The following is a 16252-nucleotide window of genomic DNA, read 5'->3' as shown; positions in this document are numbered from 1 at the left end:
CCCCGATACGGCGGTCAGTCGGTCCCGTCGTAGTCGAAGAGGCGCTGGGCGCGGTTGTTCTCCCAGTCGGTTTCGAGGACCAGGGCGTCGATCAGGTTGCTGGGCATCTGGACGCCCACGATGAACTCCTGTCCGTACGCCCGCCCGCTCTCGGGCCACTCCTCCCTCGGGTCGACCTCGATGGTCCAGGTCGTCTCGTAGGAGTCGCCGGCCCCCAGGCCGTCGACGGTCTCGACCTGGGCCGGGCCTTCCGAGCAGTCCCTGCTGTCCTCGCCTTGGAGGCGGATCGACTCGGTCGAGCAGATGTTGAGCGTGAACTGCGCGGCGTCGTTCTCGCCCAGGTTGGCCACGGTCACGACGACCTCCCGGGTGCCCTCCCCCGAGGCGACCACTTCGGCGGAGACGGCGAGGTCGGTGATGAACACGCCGGGCACGTCGCCGGTCAGCTTCTGGGAACCGCCGTCGCGGTACCGCTCGATCCAGCGATCGAGGTCCTGGATCTGCGTGGAGCAGCACGGCTCCTCCTCGAGGAGCCCGAGGAGCACGCCGTAGTCGGCATCGGGGGCGATGTCGTACACCGAGGCGGTCGCGCCGTAGTCGTAGAGGTGCAGCTGCTCGGTGGCCGCATAGCCGTCCCCTTCCGCTTCGATGACGAGGACCTGCCGGATCATGGCCTCGCCGGGTCGGCAGCCGACGAGCGCGACGGCCCGCTGCGGCCCGTCCTCGGAGAGGCGGGCGTGGACGACCTTGATGAGGTGGACCGGTCCTTCCCCGTCCGCCGCAGTGAGCTGGGCGGGTCCGGTCGGGCAGGCGAGTTCTGTGGAGTCGCCGAACGACGGCAGTTCGAGCTCTTGGCCCACGAGGTCGTCGAAGCTGGGCGGGGGCGCGGTCTCGGAGGTCCCCGTCTCGGTCTCGAGTGAGGGTTCGGTCGAGGGCGTGGGTTCTTGGGGTTTCGCGGACTCCTCGCCGCCGGTGGGGTCGCCGGTCCGCTCCTCGGCGATGACCGGCTCGTCGCGTTCTTCGGCCGTCGCGGCCTGCTGGAGGGCCCACGAGGCGGGGGCGAGGAGCGCCAGGGCGGCGACGGCGGCCACGGTGACGCGGGTGGCGCGGCGGCGGCGGAGCTTGCTGCGGATGGCGGCGGCGGTCGGCGGCTCGACCATGAGTTCGGCGGATTCGCCGAGCTCGTTGAAGGCCTCCGCGAAGCGGATCTCGTCTTCGGGGGTGCTCATCGCTGCTCCCTCTCGTCTTGGATGGTGAGTCGTGCTGCCAGTGCGGCTTTGCCTCTGAAGAGCCAGGACCGGACGGTGGCCTCGGCGGCGCCCTCCTGCTCGGCGATCTCGGTGACGGTGAGCCCGGCCATGTACCGGAGGATGACGGCCTTGCGGTGGTTGGGGGTGATCCCGGCGAGGGCGCGCATCAGGTCGACGCGGTCGCCGTCGGGCGCGGTCTCGTGGGTCTCCCGCTGCCGGTTGAGGAACCGCTGGATGACGCCGCGGCGGCGCAGCTGGCTGGTGGCGAGGTTCCAGGCGACGCGGCGCACCCAGGCCACCGGGTTCTGGTACTCGCGCACCTGCCTCCAGCGGGCGAGCGCCCGGCAGAAGGCCTCGGCGACGAGGTCCTCGGCTTCGGCCTTGTTGCCGGTGTAGGCGAGGAGCTGGCTGGTGAGGGCGCGGACGTTGGCGGCGTAGAAGTCGTCGAACTCCTGGTTCGCGCGCAGCGGCGGCTGCTCTACGGACACACTGTCCAATATGGCGTCTGGACTGTCGCGGGTCATCATCGGGGCTCCTCAACTCGGGTATGGCGGGGGTCCGCACTAGATACACGAGCGGCGCCCGCAAAGTAATGCAGCGGATGCCGCATGCGGTTCCAGTGGCGTCGCCCACTGTGGTTGGGGTGGCCGCTGCAGACGCGGCGAGGCCCCCGCGAGCGCTGCTCGCGGGGGCCTCGCCGCACGCTATTACTGGTAGAAGTAGTACACGCCGCCCTCTTGTCCCCAGAAGACGGTCTGCACCAGCTCGGGCCGCTCCTCCCACGGCTCGGTCGCTTCGAGGCCGACGTCGAACCGCGGCGAGATCCCGTCGTCGTCTCGGTCGGCGTCGACGGACACGGTCCACTCCTGGCTGTAGGACTGGCCGACCCCGAAGTCGTCGAGTTCGCCGAGCGTGGTCCAGATCCCTTCCTCGATGTTGCCGAGCGGCTCCCCGGACACGACCTCGATCTCCTCGTCGGCGCCCGCGTTCAGCACATGGTCGCTGATGTCCCGCGGCCCGTTGTTGCGGACCTCGAGGGTGACGGTCCAGATCCCCGCCTCCTCGGTCTCGGTCGCGGTGATCTGGACCGACAGGTCGGAGTAGCCCGCCTCGTCGAGTTCGGCGAGCACCTCGCGCACCGGCGCGCCCGCGGCGTCGAACCCGACGCTCTCGACCCAGTAGGCGAGGTCGTTCGCGGCGGGGTCGTACCGTTCGGCGAAGCCGATGAGGACGCCGTCGTCGTCGGTGCTCTGCAGGTACTGCGGCGATTCGCCGCCGGGCACCGAGTGGACGATCTGCTCTCGGGCCGCCCACGTGTCGTCCTGGACCTCTTCGAGGACGACCGCCTGGTACAGCGTCTCCTCGCCGTACCGGCATCCGAAGAGCCCCACCTCGGCCCAACCGCCGCCGTCACCGGCCAGCGTCCCCGGGAGGGCCTCTTTGAGGAACACCGAGCCGTGCTCGACGGGCTCCTCGTGCCTGCCGTCGCCGAGCACGACGCCGTCGAGCCCGCAGACGGCATCGATCTCGGCGTCGCCGGGGACGAACGGCGGCAGGTCCAGCTCGGCTCCGACGAGGTCGGCGCCCGGACCGAGCATGTCCAGGTAGTCCTCCTGCTCCTCGGTGGGCGTGGAGGTCTCGTCCGGGACGGTCGGCTCAGGGGTCTCCTCGGCGGCGGTCTCCTGCTCCTCGGGGGCCACGTTCTGCTGGAACGCCCAGGTCGCCGAGCCCGTCAGCGCGAGAGCGGCGACGCCGGCGGCGGCGACCTGGCCGATGCGGCGGCGCTTCGCCCTGCGCCACAACCGGTCGGCGTCGCCGGTCGAGGTAGCGGTGATCTCGCCGGTGTACCGGGCGAAGATCTGTTTCATCGGGTCCGGGGTGTTCATTGCGGCTCCTTCACGTCGTCGATGCGCAGTCGTTCAGCGAGGGCGGCGCGCCCTCGGGCCAGCCAGGTGCGGACGGTCGATTCGGCGACCCGCTCCTGGTCGGCGATCTCCGCGCCCGACAGCCCGGCGATGTAGTGGAGGATGATCGCCTTGCGGTGGCGCTCGTTGAGTCCGGCGAGCGCCCGCTCGAGGTCGACGCGGTCGGGTTCGGGCCCTTCGACGTCCACGACGCGCTGGCGGCGCATGAACGTGCGGATGAAGGCGCCGCGCCGCAGCCGGGAGGTGGCGAGGTTCCATGCGACGCGGCGGACCCAGACCGCGGGGTTGTCGTAGGTGCCGACGGTCTTCCAGCGGGTGAGCGCCCGGAGGAAGGCCTCGGCCACGAGGTCTTCGGCTTCCGCGGGATCGCCCGTGTACGCGCGGATCTGCGCGGTGATCGGGCCGATGTTGCTGGCGTAGAAGGCGTTGAACTCGGCGCGGTGGTCGGCCGGGCCCGCTCGGTCCAACGCGGCGGTGTTCGCGGCGATGCTGGCTGCCATAGGGCTCCTCTGGGGGTCAGCAGGGGCGATCGGTCGATCGCCTCATCCACACGAACGAGCGGTCCATAAAGTCTCACCCCGGAACCGGGTTTTCTCCAGGCGGAATCCGTCGGGTCCGCCTCGATCGCGGACGCGGGCGCTGCCCTCATGGTGAGGCGGAGCGCGAGCGGGCAGAGCATCGGACGGCGAAGGCCCCCGCGAGCAGCGCTCGCGGGGGCCTCGTTGTCGCTCAGGCGATCAGGGTGTGGACTCCTCCGAAGCCGAGGGCTCCTCGTCGTCGCCGGTCGTGGGCTCGTCGCCCCCGCCGGGAGTGGACTCCCCGGTCGGTTCCTCCTCGCCCGCTTCCGTGGGCTCCTCCCCCGCGTCCGTGGGCGCCCCTGCGGATTCGGTCGGCAGCTCACCGGTCTCCGACCCTTCCTCGGTGGGCTCGTCGCCGGGCGTGCCGCTCTCCTCGGAAGGCTCCTCACCGGTCGGATCAACGCAATCGGCCGCAAGTTCCTCAGCTCGCGCCTCCTCGTAAACGGCGACCACGAATTCCTCCTCAGATGCGAGGGTGAAGCCGTACTCCTCGACATCGAGGTAACCGTCGAGGTCCACATCCCCGGGAATGACCACGATCTTGATCTCAGGGTCGTCCCGGTAGCCCCGGATTTCGGAGCCCTCCGGGAGGGCCAGCATCATCGCCCGGGCCTCTTCGGAGGCGATGAACTCCTCCAGTTCGGTGCCTTCGGCATCCACGATCGGCGTCATCGTCAACACCGTCATCGGGCAGGTCGCGGCCTCCTCGCTCGGTTCCGCGGCGCCCTGGTCGGCGGCACCGACCGGTTCGTCGGCTCCGGCATTCTGGAGCGCCCAGACCCCCGGTACGGCCAGGACCGCGGCCGCGACGCCGACAGCGGCGAAGCGGCCGGCGCGGTGGCGGTGCATCCGGCGGCGCAACTGCCCGGTGGTCGACCGGGTGGTCTCGGCGGCGGTGGCGGCGGCGTACTGGTCGAACATGTCGCCCAACGGGTCTCGCTCAGGGGTGGTCATCGGTTCTCCTCGAACTCTTCGATGCGCAGTCGCTCCGCGAGCGCCGCTTTTCCTCGGGTCAGCCAGGAGCGGACGGTCGACTCGGCCACCCCCTCCTGATCGGCGATCGCCGCGGTGGTCATCCCGGCCATGTACCGGAGGATGACGGCCTTGCGGTGCCGCTCGTTCAGCTCCGACAGCGCCTGCTCCAGGTCGATCCGGTCGGGACCGGGCGCCTCGGCGGTCGCTGGCCGCTGCCAGCGCAGGAACCGCCGCAGCACGGCGGCGCGGCGCAGCCGCGAGGTCGCCAGGTTCCACGCGACCCGGCGCACCCATGTGGCCGGGTTGTCATAGGCGCTGATCGAGCCCCAGCGGGCCAGCGCCCGGCAGAAGGCCTCCGCCACCAGGTCCTCGGCCTCGGCGAGATCCCCGACGTAGGCGCGGATCTGCGCGGTGATCTGGTCGACGTTGGCGGCGTAGAACCCGTCGAAGTCGGCGCGGGCCGGGGGCGACGCGCGAGACACAATGGACTGTTGCGCTATGGGGCTCGCAGTCATCCGGTCCTCGTTTCCAGGATTGTGGCGTGCAGTCGGTTTGATCGCACTCTCCACACGAAGGACCCGGCCCGAATGACGCAGCGCGCGTCAGGAAATCTTCGGCGAGAACGCCGTCACTTGCCGTAGCGGCGGTCGCGGATGGCGAAGGACCGCACCGCGCGCAGGAAGTCGACCCGGCGGAAGTCCGGCCAGTTCGAATCGCAGAAGTAGAACTCCGAGTACGCCGACTGCCACAGCAGGAACCCCGAGATCCGCTGCTCGCCGCTGGTGCGGATCACGAGGTCGGGGTCGGGCTGGCCGGTCATGTAGAGGTGGCGGGCGATCGAGTCGGCGTCGATGGACTCGGCGACCTCCTCCAGGCTCGCTCCGGTCGCGGCCTGCTCGAGGATGAAGGAGCGCACGGCGTCGGCGATCTCGCGCTGGCCGCCGTAGCAGACGGCGAGGTTGACCTGCATGCCCCGCTTGTCGGCGGTGCGCTGCTGGGCGCTTTTCAGCGCGGCCTGGTGCTCTTCGGGGAGGAGGTCGAGGGCGCCGACCATGCGGAGCTGCCACGGCTGGCCGTCCTCGGCGAGTTCTCCGGCGAGTTCGTCGATGATGTCGAGGAGCGGGTCGAGCTGCTCTTTCGGGCGGGAGAGGTTCTCGGTGGAGAGGAGCCAGATCGTGACGTGCTCGACGCCCAGTTCGTCGCACCAGCCGAGGAAGCGCTCGATGTGCTTCGCGCCGGCGCGGTGGCCGTCGTTGGGGTCGGTCAGGCCCATGTCGCGGGCCCAGCGACGGTTGCCGTCGACCATGACGCCGATGTGCCGGGGCAGCGGCTGGCCGGTCAGCTCGCGCGCGAGCCGACGCTCGTAGATCCGGTAAAGCAGGTTCGAGATCGCCACAACCGGCAATTGTAGGCTGTGCCAAATTCACGGCTCGCAAGCTTCACCGTGGGGACCGAATCCACGGCTCGCGAGCGTCACCGTGCGGCCGGGGAATCACCGCTCATACGCGCCACTGGTGGTAGACCGCGGCGGACGCGCCACCGCCCGCGCGCTGGGAGGCGCGCGGGCGGTGGAAGTCGGCTTACTGCAGGTCGAGGCGCTGCTTGAGCGCGTCGAGTTCGCTCCAGAGCACGGTCGGGAGCCGGTCGCCGAACCGCGCGAACCAGCTTTCGACCAGCGGGATCTCCGCGGCCCATTCGTCCCGGTCCACCTCGAGGGCGGCCTTGAGGTCGGCCTCGCTCATGTCGAGCCCGTCCACGTCGAGCGCCTTCGGGGTCGGGCAGTACCCGATCGCGGTCTCGACGGCCTCGGCGCGCCCTTCGAGGCGCTCGACGACCCATTTGAGGACGCGGGAGTTCTCGCCGAAGCCGGGCCACAGGAAGCGGCCGTCTTCGGAGCGGCGGAACCAGTTCACGTAGAAGACCTCGGGCAGGAGCTCCTCGTCGGTGGCGGCCTTGCCGATCTCGAGCCAGTGGCCGAAGTAGTCGGCGGCGTTGTAGCCCATGAACGGCAGCATGCCCATCGGGTCGCGGCGGACCACGCCGACCTGGCCGGTGGCGGCGGCGGTGGTCTCCGAGGACATGGTCGAGCCCATGTAGACGCCGTGGGCCCAGTCGCGGGCCTGCGTGGCGAGCGGGATCGTGGTGGCGCGGCGGCCGCCGAAGAGGATCGCGTCGATCGGGACGCCGCGCGGGTCGTCGTACTGCTCGGCGAGGATCGGGCACTGCTTGATCGGCGTGCAGAAGCGGCTGTTCGGGTGGCTGGACGGCTCCTCGGAGCGGGGCGTCCAGTCGCGGCCCTTCCAGTCGATCAGGTGGTCGGGGGCCTCCCCCATGCCCTCCCACCACACGTCGCCGTCGTCGGTGAGCGCGACGTTCGTGAAGAGCGTGTGGCCCTTCTCGATGGTGCGCATGGCGTTCGGGTTGGTCTTGTAGTCGGTGCCGGGGGCGACGCCGAAGAAGCCGTACTCGGGGTTGGTGGCCCAGAGGCGGCCGTCCTCGCCGAAGCGGAGCCAGGCGATGTCGTCGCCGAGGGTCTCGACCTTCCAGCCCGGGATCGTGGGCTCGAGCATGGCGAGGTTGGTCTTGCCGCACGCGGAGGGGAACGCGCCGGTCACGTGGTAGACCTTCCCTTCAGGGCTGGTCAGGCGCAGGATGAGCATGTGCTCGGCGAGCCAGCCCTCGTCGCGGCCGAGCACCGAGCCGATGCGCAGCGAGAGGCACTTCTTGCCGAGCAGCGAGTTGCCGCCGTAGCCGGAGCCGAAGGACCAGATCTCGCGGTCTTCGGGGAAGTGCGAGATGTACTTCGTCTTGCTGCACGGCCAGGGCACGTCGGCCTGTCCGGGTTCGAGGGGCGCGCCGACGGAGTGGAGGCACTTGACGAAGTCGGCGTCGCGGCCCATCGCGTCGAGCACCGGCGTGCCCATGCGGGCCATGATGCTCATGGAGACCGCCACGTACGCGGAATCGGTGATCTCGACCCCGAACTTCGGGTCCTCGGCGTCGATCGGGCCCATGCAGAACGGGACGACGTACATGGTGCGCCCGCGCATCGAGCCGCGGTAGAGGCCGGTCATGGTCTCGCGCATGTAGTCGGGCGCGGTCCAGTTGTTGGTGGGCCCGGCGTCCTCGGGGTCGTTCGAGCAGATGAAGGTGCGGTCCTCGACGCGGGCGACGTCGTCGGGATCGGTGCGCGCCAGGAACGAGTCGGGCTTCGCGGGCACGGGCTCCAGAGTCCCGAACGCGACGAGCTCGGCGGTCAGGCGCTCCCATTCGGCGCGGCTGCCGTCGCACCACACGATCTGGTCGGGGTCGGTCAGCTCGGCCACCTCGCCGACCCAGGCGAGCAGCCTGTGGTGGCGGGTGGGGGGATCGGTGAGTCCGATCGAGGCGGTGCTGGTGTCAACGACACTGGCGGTGGAGACTTCGATGCTCACGGTGGCTCCTTCGGTGCTGTTCTCTTGCACGGCGCGCTGTCCGCTGGTGGCGGCTCGCGGCGGCCCGTGCCGATGGGCCGGGGCTGGTCGCCCCGGCCGGGACCGGTCATTCGGACGCTACGGGAATACCCGGGCACGCGCAGGCAGTCGTGCGCGATTGGTCCGGTCCTGAACAGGAACTCCGTAGCCGCAACCCGGCCTCGTGCGCATTCAAGCTCGAAACGAGCATAACTACTCGCACTTTCTGCGTGAGCAAGCAGTAACGCGCATACGGGACTGAATTCGACCAACCCTCGCAACTAATGCGATCGGTTTCGATCATGGAACGAGCGCGTTAGCGCGCCGTCGCGAGCACGTTTCGAGCGCGAGTCATCGCCTTTTGACCTGAATCCCCGCATCACGACGCGTCTTGGGTGAAGATGCAGGTCTGCACAGCCGCATCCGAGTGTCGAAGCGTTGGAGAGGCCCATGGCGCACCGAGAACCGGAACCGCAGCCGAACCGCGCCAGAGGCGCGACGATCGGCTTCGTGGTCGCGATCCTCATCATCATGGCGATCGTCCTGGCCTACCTGCTGCTGAACTGAGCACGCGAAAAGGGCGGGAACGCACGCGCTCCCGCCCTCTCCACACGCCCTTCGCGCTACACCGAAGGCCCCCGGCGCCGCAGCTCGTCGACGCTCACCATCGCCTCGCGCAGCTCCTTGAGCCAGTCCTCCGCGTGCTGCTCGACCAGGCGCACGCACCAAGCGAGCGCATCCGAGCGCGAAGCGGCCACACCCGAACCCACCAGCGTGTCCAGCACCAGCCGCTCCGGCTGCCGCAACCGCGTCGTCACCGGCAGGGACTGATGCGTGAACACCATCGTCGTGGAACCGCAGCGCGCACCCCACGAGGACTGCCGGTGGTACCGGTACTGCAGCTGCTGCGCGATCTGCACGCGCATGTCCCGCGTCGCCTCCCGGAACCGCGAGATCCGGCCCTCCTCCGTCGCCGCCCGGTCCGACTCCGTCGCGTCGGCCGGGTGGTCCGGGGTCGGCAGCGGACAGATGATGATCATCTCGTCGCGGTCCACCGTCACATCGGGCATCCCGGCGATCCAGCCGTCCGGGACGATCCCGTAGATCCAGGCGGGGGCGTCGTCAGTGGACGGCAGGGGGCCGTAATGCCACGAGCCGGTGTCGTCGATGGCGGCCATTGACGGGACTCCTCACGTTTCGTTGACGCATCAGGTGTACCCCATGACGTCAACCGCCCTCTAGAGCCCCCTCATGAACAAGCCCGCCAGCACGCACACCCCGACGATCGCCGCCCCGACGCACACCAGCGTCTGCCCCGGCCGCGGCCGCACCCGGTACTGCCAGGACAGCCACGCCCCCAGCACGATCGGCCCGGCCCCGATACCGACGAACAGCATCAGCGACGCCAGCCCCTCCGCGAACGCGAGACCCCCGGACCTCAGCATCCCCAGCGCCGCCCACACCGCCAGCGCCCCCAGCCCGAGGCCGATCGCGGCCGCGGTGATCTCGGTGTGCCGCGGCGCCTCGATCGGCAACTCCCCCTGCCGGGCGAGCGAAAGCAGACGCTCAGAGCGCTCGAGCCGGGCCCGCACCCGCTCCGGACCGGGATCCGGATCAGGCTCGCCCGCCGAAGGCATCGGCCCGATACGGCGGTGCCCCACGAAGCCCCCGAGGGAACGCCACAGCACCGCCACAGTGTTGTCGGTCTCGGCCACGAGCGCCGCCGCGCTCGCCGCGGCGCTGTCGGCCCCCTCCCGGGCGACACGGGCGGACCCGACCGCAGCGGCGAGCCGGTCCGCCTCGGCCCGGTACGCGGCGACGGCCGCGCGGATCTCCGCCCCGGCCTCCGCGCGCTCCTTCAGATAGGCGGCGACTGCGGTGGCGTAGTCGGTGACGATCGGCATGGGTGGCACCTCATTGCGGCAGGTCGAGGACGGCTTCGGGCCGCGGCAGCAGCGCCGTCGCCCGGTACGGGATGACGACCTGCGGCGCCCGATGCCGGGCGCGGTCGAAGTACAGGCCGCGGCGCTCCCGCGGATACCAGGCGGGACCGCCGCTGGCGGGCGAGAGCGGGGCGAGCTCGGGCCCCTGCACGTCGAGGGCGAGCCAGGCGTCCACGGCGTCGAAGCGGGCCGAGAAGCCGCCGAGGTCCTCGCGCAGCCGCGGCACCGACCGCCACCACCCGAGCGTGTGGAGGTGCCGTTCGGGGCCGTCGATGAGCATGGCGCGCAAGGCGGCCGTCCCGGCGGCGTCGAACCGCGCGGACCCGGCGTCCACGGCGTAGACCAGGTTGAGGCGCAGGGTGCCGTCGCAGCGGCGGTCCCAGTCCTTGCAGACCTCGTCGAGCCCGTCGTGCCAGTCGACTTCGGCGCCTTCGGCTTCGAGGGCGGCGGCGAGCGCGAGCGCGGACGGGGCGGCGTCGGGTTCGAGGCAGCAGAGGTCGACGCCGATGCGCTGGCCGCGTGCGGCGGTGAGGGCGGCGGCGGCGAGGATGTCGGCGGCTTCGGCGCCTCTGGTGCCGAGGATGGCGAGGTTGCGTCCGGGCGCGCGGTGGAGCGCGAGTTCGGCGCCGCGGGAGGCGACGTCGATGGTCTGGCCGAGGAGCGCGGTCTCGGGCGCGGGTGCGGCCTGGGTGAGGGCGGGAACGTGGTCGCCGTCGAAGAGCGCGGGCGGTTCGTTGCCGATGGGCCGGGCTTCCCAGAGGCGTTTCTGGAGCGGTTCCCAGGCGTCGGCGTGCCCCGCGTTGGGGACGGCGACGATCCTGTTGGCGTTGGCGTGCCCGGATTCGTCGTTGACGACGGCGTGGAAGCGGGCGACGGTGTCGGCGGCGTGGTTGTTCTCGGCGAGGACCCTGCGGGCCTTGGGGAGGGCGATGCGCATGGTGAACTGGGCGACGAGGCTGGGGCGGCCCCAGAGGGCCTCGATCCCGGCGATGTCCTGCGAGGCGAGCACGAGGTGGATGCCTTGGCTGCGTCCGCGGCGGGCGAGGTCCTCGAGGAGCTGCACGGCTTCGTCGGTGACGGCGTCGCGGGTTTCGAGCAGCACCTGGAATTCGTCCACGATGGCCACGATGCGCGGCCAGCGGCCTTCGGGGTCGGCGGCGCGGAGTTCTTCGAGTTTGGTGGCCTCGTGGGCTTTGGCGGCCTCGGCACGGCGGCGCAGCTCTTCTTTGAGGTGGCGCAGGAGGGCGAGGCCGAATTCGCGGTCGTCGTTGATGTTGACGCCGACGAGGCGGACGTGCGGGAGCCAGGAGGGGTCGCGGCGGCCGGAGGCGAAGCGCGCGAAGGAGACGCCCTCTTTGAAGTCGAGCAGGTACAGCTCCAGTTCGTCGGGGCTGTAATTCGATGCGAGGCCCGCGATCCAGGCGTAGAGCAGGTTGGTCTTGCCCGATCCTGAAGGGCCGCCGACGAGCGCGTGGGGCGGGTTGTCGCCGAGCGCGAGGCGGGCGACGTCGCCGGCGGCGGTCTCGCCGATGGCGGCGTAGAGCCCGGTGGCGGAGGAGGCGGCCCAGAGGCGCTGTGGGAGGAGGTCGACGAGCCGGGCGGGTTCCCTTCCGGCGCTGTGCTTCTCGGCGATGGCTTTGGCGGCGGCGGTGATGGTGCTCAGGGGCGGGGGGCCGTCGAGTTCGATGGCGGCGCCGGGGAGGCCGGTGTAGGCGTTCGCGGTGAGGCGGGGCAGGTCGGCGGGTCCGGCGGTGTCGTCGCCGACGACGACGAGGTGCACCCCGGCGGCGACGCCGGTGCGGCGCAGCCGCGCGAGCTGTGCCTGGTCGTGTGCGGGCCAGGAGGCGAGGTCGGCGTTGAGGAGCACGAGGACCCGCCAGGGTTCGGGGCGCCGGCCGGTGGCGGCGGCCAGTTCGGCGAGCGAGGCGTGTTCGCCTGCGAGGACTTCGGCGTTGACGCGGCGGACGGTCTCGACGAGCGAGTCGAGGGTCTCGCGCAGGCCCGAGGGGCCGATGAAGGCGAGCAGTCCGGCCTTGCCGAGGCCGGCGAACGCGGAGAGCGATCCGCCGAGATGCTCGGGGTCGTAGACATGCAGCCGCATGAGCCCGGCCGGCACCGACCCGACGGCCCGCAGCAGCAGCCCGGGAAGCGCTTGGGCCGCACCGGAATCGATCCGCAGATGCGCCCGGTCGAGCAACGGCACGAGTGCGGGCAGTGAGATCGCGGTCACCGAGGGTGCTGAATTGTCGTACCCCCCTGCCACACTGGAACAGCCGGCGGATGCATCCGCTGCACCGGAACGAATCCGGAATTTTCCGGAGGCACCGGAGGCATCACCACGCTCGACCGGAGCGCGCCCGATCGAGCTGGAAGCCGGCAAGGCGGTGGTGGTGGCGGGGTGGGTGGGCGAGGGGGAGGGAGGGAGGCCCCCAGAGTCCGCGAGGTCGCCGATGCGCAGCATCGGGGCCGCGCCGCGGCCCAGGCCCGATTCGGGCTTCCATGCGCTCCATGCCGCTCCGGCGGCCGCCGGGGCCGCCGCGGACGCCGCCGCGAGCGCGGTGTCGTGGCCCGCTTGCACCGCAGCGGCTTTGCGCGCTTCGAGCGTGGCGAGCATCCGCTCGTGAATGCCCTTGAGCTGCGCCTGCTTGCGGATCGCGTCGGCGATCGCCTGCTCGGCCTTGGCCCGTTCCGACTCGGCCTCGGCCGCGGTCCGCGCGGCGAGGAATCGGGCCTCGCCGCGGGCGCGTCCGAGCTCGTCGCCCATGGCCGCCACCAGTCGTCGCCGCCAACTGCTCATGCTCAGGCCCTCCGCTCGCTCTTGCTCAACCGGTGCAGGGCCGCGACCAGGGCGGGGCCCATCGCCGCGGTCCGGGCGGCGTCGTTTTCGTCGTCAGTGCCCTTGCGCCCCAGGGTGCAGGCCGAGGCGAGTGCGGCGCCGATGTGGTCGGGTTCGGCCTTCGGGACGAGGGACCGCACCTTGTCGGCGCATTGGTCGCGCAGGCCGGGCACGTCGCGCGCGGTCGGGGTCCGTCCCAAGTGCTCGGCGGCGAGGGTGCGCACGAGCGGCCAGGCCAGGCCGGGCAGTTTCACGCCGGTGCGGGGTCCGGCGTCGCGCAGGCGCTTGCAGTAGGCCTCGGCGTTGCCGTCGCCGGCGGCTTTGAGCAGTTCGTTGAACAGCCGGGTGGGCGGCACCTGCTGCGGGTCGGCGGCGCCGGTGCGGTCGCAGAGCTCGTTCACGCGGTCGGTCCACCACCGGCGCGGGTCGACCTGCGGCGGTTGCACGGCGTTCGCCTTGGGGGCGGCGGCGGTCGGGGCCGCGGCGGCACCGGCGCCGATGCCGTCGAGGTAGTCGTCGATCGCGGCGGCGGCCTCGGTGAGGCGGACGCGGGCCGAGTCGAGCCGTTCGCGGGCGGCGCCGAGCTTGCGGAGCCCGATCTCGGCGTTCGACTCGCGCGAGGCCTCCTTGAGTTCCGCTTGGGCGGCTTCGAGGCACTGGTCGGCGGTGTCGAGGGCGGGCAGCGGGAGGTCGGCGGCCAGGGCCTTGAGGCGTGCGGCGAGGGCGGCGACGTCCACAGGGGCTCCGTTCTTGGGTCTAGAGGGTCGCGGCGTAGGCCTCGGCCTGCTCGGCGGCGGCGAACGTGGCGGCCAGGGACTGCTCGAGTTCGGCGGCCGCCTGCGCGAGCGCGGCCTGGGCGGTGGCGACCGAGTCGTGGCCCGACCCTGCGGTGACGGCGGTGAGGCTCCCTTGGGCGGCTTCGATGTTCTGGCTGGCGGAGGTAATGGCGGCCTGGCCGTCGCGCACCTGCTGGAGGGCGGCGGCGATGGCGGACTTGAGTTCGGCGACGCTCACGGTGGACACAGGCTCATTCTCACCGAGAAAACGTCCACTTTCAGTGATCGAGGCATAACCCGGCGTGTCTGCTTTGTCGGATTTCCGACGCGCCGGTGACTACCAGTGTTGCTTTCGATGCATTTAACGGTGGCGGAGTGACGTACCTCCCAACTAGAGTGTGAGTACCAACGGGGGCCCGCCCCCTACACATCGACACCCGGGAGGCGACCGTGCCAGTGCAACGCACCTACGTCCTCGACACCTCGGTTCTGCTATCAGACCCTGGTGCGTTCTCACGGTTCGACGAACACCACGTGGTCATTCCACTCGTCGTAGTCAGTGAACTGGAGGCCAAACGCCACCACCCCGAACTGGGCTGGTTCGCCCGGGAGTGCCTCAGGCGCCTCGACGAACTCCGCATCAGGCACGGGCGCCTCGACCAGCCGATCCCCGTCGGGGACCACGGCGGTTCCATCCGGGTCGAGCTCAACCACGTCGACACCTCCGGCCTCCCGGCCGGGTTCGCCGTGGACACCAACGACTCGCGCATCATCGCCGTCACCCGGGCATTGGGGCTCGAAGGCGCCGACGCCGTGCTGGTCACCAAGGACATGCCGCTGCGGGTGAAAGCCTCCGCGGTCGGCATCCCCACCGAGGAGTACCGCCACGGGCAGGCCGTGGACCCCACGTGGTCGGGGATGGCCGAGCTCGCCGTTTCCGACGAGGTGATCGACCAGCTCTTCGACGGCGGCGACGCGGACCTCCCGCACGACGTGGACCTGCCCTGCCACACCGGGCTCGTCCTCACCGGCAACAGCTCGAAGGCGCTGGGCCGGGTCACTGTGGACAAGCAGATCCGCCTCATCCGGGGCCGGGACGCCTTCGGCGTCCACGGCCGCTCCGCCGAGCAGCGGGTCGCGCTCGACCTGCTGCTCGATCCCGACATCGGGATCGTCTCGCTCGGCGGCAAGGCCGGCACCGGCAAGTCCGCGATGGCCTTGTGCGCCGGGCTCGAGCAGGTGCTCGAACGCGAGCTGTTCAAGAAGGTCATCGTCTTCCGGCCGCTGTACGCGGTCGGCGGGCAGCAGCTCGGCTACCTGCCCGGCTCCGAGGGCGAGAAAATGAGCCCGTGGGGCCAGGCCGTGTTCGACACGCTCGGCGCCGTCACCAACGACGTCGTGATCTCGGAGGTGCTGGAGCGCGGGATGCTCGAAGTCCTGCCGCTCACGCACATCCGCGGCCGCTCCCTGCACGACGCGTTCGTCATCGTCGACGAGGCGCAGTCGCTCGAACGCGGAGTGCTCCTCACAGTGCTCTCCCGCATCGGGCAGGGTTCAAAAGTGGTCCTCACCCACGATGTCGCCCAGCGCGACAACCTGCGGGTGGGCCGCCACGACGGGGTCGCCTCCGTGATCGACGTACTCAAGGGCCACCCACTGTTCGCCCACGTGACGCTCACGCGCAGTGAGCGTTCGGAGATCGCGGAGATGGTCACCAACCTGCTCGAAGGCTAGCGGAACAGCTCTGGCATGCTGTGTCCCGGGCGTCTGTGGACAGACGCCCGGGACACAGGAGTAGAGCGCATGATCCCACTGCTGACCCGCTACGGTGCGAAACTCGCCGCCGTGCTCGTCCTCGCACTCGGGGCCGTCATAGCCGTCAACGCCGCGACCGACAAGCCCTGGGAACGCGACGCCCAACACCCCAGTCAGGCCGCCGCCGAGCAGCAGGCCGACGCCGAAGAGGCGTACGACGAGGTCCGCTACCTGCACGTCAACTACATCGCCGAGACCGCCGGAGCCGACGTCACCGTCAAGGCCGAGGCGGTCTTCGAGTACGCCGCCGACAAGGCGAACGGCCTCAACGACGCCCAGAAGGACGCCGACGAGGCCGCGCAGGCAGCCGAGGAAGCCGCCGAAGAGGCCGCCAACGCCGGCCGGACCGATGTGGATATTCCGGGCAGCTGCAGCGAGTACTCCGGGAACAAGGCCACCGGCTGCGCCCTCGCGCAGGAGCACGGCTTCGACCTCGAGCAGGTCGGCTGCCTCGTGGCCCTGTGGGACCGCGAGTCCGGCTGGAACGAGCTCGCCGCCAACGGCATCGGCGCGTACGGCATCCCGCAGGCCCTCCCCGGCGACAAGATGGCCAGCGAAGGCTCCGACTGGGAGACCAACCCCGTCACCCAGATCGAGTGGGGCCTGGGCTACATCGAGGGCCGCTACGGCACGCCCTGCGAGGCCTGGAACCACTCCGAAGACGTCGGCTGGTACTAGATCCGAACCGCTGCCCGGTCCCCC

15 protein-coding genes are annotated in these 16252 nt (G+C 70.8%); 2 read left to right on the top strand and 13 right to left on the bottom strand.

The features are described 5' to 3' along the window. Window positions 1-14: 14 nt before the first annotated feature. From O1R50_RS22570 to O1R50_RS22510, 13 genes are all read right to left on the bottom strand, one after another. Window positions 15-1229, bottom strand: a complete 1215-nt coding sequence (locus O1R50_RS22570; RefSeq protein ID WP_270112502.1) for a hypothetical protein — start codon at window positions 1227-1229, stop codon at window positions 15-17. After that, window positions 1226-1738: an RNA polymerase sigma factor gene (locus O1R50_RS22565; protein ID WP_270112501.1), complete on the bottom strand. Its 513-nt coding sequence runs from the start codon at window positions 1736-1738 to the stop codon at window positions 1226-1228. Before O1R50_RS22565 ends, O1R50_RS22570 begins: the two co-directional genes overlap by 4 nt. A gap of 219 nt (window positions 1739-1957) precedes the next feature. Next, a complete protein-coding gene (locus tag O1R50_RS22560; RefSeq protein WP_270112500.1) occupies window positions 1958-3136 on the bottom strand; it encodes a hypothetical protein in 1179 nt (392 codons plus the stop codon). Further along, window positions 3133-3675 carry an RNA polymerase sigma factor gene (locus O1R50_RS22555; RefSeq protein WP_270112499.1) on the bottom strand — a complete coding sequence of 181 codons (543 nt, stop codon included), beginning with the start codon at window positions 3673-3675 and terminating at the stop codon, window positions 3133-3135. The genes O1R50_RS22560 and O1R50_RS22555 overlap by 4 nt, the downstream gene beginning before the upstream one ends. A gap of 237 nt (window positions 3676-3912) precedes the next feature. Continuing rightward, window positions 3913-4707 carry a hypothetical protein gene (locus tag O1R50_RS22550; protein WP_270112498.1) on the bottom strand — a complete coding sequence of 265 codons (795 nt, stop codon included), beginning with the start codon at window positions 4705-4707 and terminating at the stop codon, window positions 3913-3915. Then, window positions 4704-5210 carry an RNA polymerase sigma factor gene (locus O1R50_RS22545; RefSeq protein WP_270112496.1) on the bottom strand — a complete coding sequence of 169 codons (507 nt, stop codon included), beginning with the start codon at window positions 5208-5210 and terminating at the stop codon, window positions 4704-4706. The genes O1R50_RS22550 and O1R50_RS22545 overlap by 4 nt, the downstream gene beginning before the upstream one ends. A 146-nt stretch (window positions 5211-5356) precedes the next feature. Continuing rightward, window positions 5357-6124 carry an isoprenyl transferase gene (locus O1R50_RS22540; protein ID WP_270112494.1) on the bottom strand — a complete coding sequence of 256 codons (768 nt, stop codon included), beginning with the start codon at window positions 6122-6124 and terminating at the stop codon, window positions 5357-5359. Between the two features lie 184 nt (window positions 6125-6308). After that, window positions 6309-8111: a phosphoenolpyruvate carboxykinase (GTP) gene (locus O1R50_RS22535; protein ID WP_408612794.1), complete on the bottom strand. Its 1803-nt coding sequence runs from the start codon at window positions 8109-8111 to the stop codon at window positions 6309-6311. Between the two features lie 692 nt (window positions 8112-8803). Next, the gene (locus O1R50_RS22530) at window positions 8804-9358 is read right to left on the bottom strand and encodes a hypothetical protein (protein ID WP_205324320.1); all 555 of its coding nucleotides are present in this window, start codon (window positions 9356-9358) and stop codon (window positions 8804-8806) included. A gap of 60 nt (window positions 9359-9418) precedes the next feature. After that, window positions 9419-10084: a hypothetical protein gene (locus O1R50_RS22525; RefSeq protein ID WP_270112492.1), complete on the bottom strand. Its 666-nt coding sequence runs from the start codon at window positions 10082-10084 to the stop codon at window positions 9419-9421. Window positions 10085-10094: 10 nt separating this feature from the next. Further along, window positions 10095-12224, bottom strand: a complete 2130-nt coding sequence (locus O1R50_RS22520; RefSeq protein ID WP_408612793.1) for an FtsK/SpoIIIE domain-containing protein — start codon at window positions 12222-12224, stop codon at window positions 10095-10097. Between the two features lie 698 nt (window positions 12225-12922). Beyond that, window positions 12923-13696: a hypothetical protein gene (locus tag O1R50_RS22515; RefSeq protein ID WP_270112490.1), complete on the bottom strand. Its 774-nt coding sequence runs from the start codon at window positions 13694-13696 to the stop codon at window positions 12923-12925. 19 nt (window positions 13697-13715) lie between these two features. Continuing rightward, complete coding sequence (locus tag O1R50_RS22510) at window positions 13716-13982, bottom strand: hypothetical protein (protein ID WP_270112488.1); 267 nt, start codon at window positions 13980-13982, stop codon at window positions 13716-13718. A 182-nt stretch (window positions 13983-14164) separates the two neighbouring features. On the opposite strand from O1R50_RS22510, the gene O1R50_RS22505 reads away from it, so the two are divergent. Together O1R50_RS22505 and O1R50_RS22500 are read left to right on the top strand one after the other, a co-directional pair. Next, window positions 14165-15469 (top strand): PhoH family protein, encoded by a 1305-nt coding sequence (locus tag O1R50_RS22505; RefSeq protein WP_374199488.1) that lies wholly within the window; start codon window positions 14165-14167, stop codon window positions 15467-15469. A gap of 69 nt (window positions 15470-15538) precedes the next feature. Beyond that, window positions 15539-16228 carry an aggregation-promoting factor C-terminal-like domain-containing protein gene (locus tag O1R50_RS22500; RefSeq protein WP_270112486.1) on the top strand — a complete coding sequence of 230 codons (690 nt, stop codon included), beginning with the start codon at window positions 15539-15541 and terminating at the stop codon, window positions 16226-16228. Window positions 16229-16252: the final 24 nt, after the last annotated feature.

The organism is Glycomyces luteolus (assembly GCF_027622875.1).
GTDB classification, from domain to species: Bacteria; Actinomycetota; Actinomycetes; order Mycobacteriales; family Micromonosporaceae; genus Glycomyces; species Glycomyces luteolus.
The sequence above is the reverse complement of the archived record's forward strand: the minus strand, read 5'-3'. Positions and strand labels throughout refer to the sequence as shown.